The organism is Oceanobacillus sp. CFH 90083 (assembly GCF_009389585.1).
GTDB lineage: Bacteria > Bacillota > Bacilli > Bacillales > Amphibacillaceae > Oceanobacillus.
Genome location: NZ_VIYG01000052.1, coordinates 1 through 380, shown reverse-complemented (window position 1 = coordinate 380; position 380 = coordinate 1). Strand labels below are relative to the sequence as shown.

General features: G+C 38.9%; 1 protein-coding gene. It reads left to right on the top strand.

Annotation, left to right across the window (positions count from 1 at the left end; genetic code table 11):
- Positions 1–66 precede the first annotated feature (66 nt).
- A partial coding sequence (locus tag FLK20_RS21440; RefSeq protein WP_194165724.1) for an ATP-dependent metallopeptidase FtsH/Yme1/Tma family protein occupies positions 67–380 on the top strand: 314 nt, incomplete at its 3' end.

Genomic DNA, 380 nt, shown 5'->3' with positions numbered 1-380 from the left:
TGCTGTTTTTAAGACGATCGGCCAAGTTTGGGCATGATCAAATTAGATTGATATGGGAATAAAGCTTTGAGCGATTACTTCAAGAATGCCGTATTGTGGCTAATAATACTTGGTGTTCTGATTTTAATTTTCAGTAATATCAGTGACCGCAATAAGCCAACTGCAATGAAATATTCAGATTTTGTTGCAGCGGTGAATGCTGGCCAAATTAAGCAAGTCACGATTGACGGTTTAAATATTAGTGGTGAAAAAACTAACGGATCTCAGTTTGAAACTGTTCGTCCGCAGGTTGAAGACACTGAACTTATGCCAAGCTTAAACAAGCAAAATGTTGTTGTAGAGGGCACAGCACCACAACGTCAAGGCATTTTGATGCAACT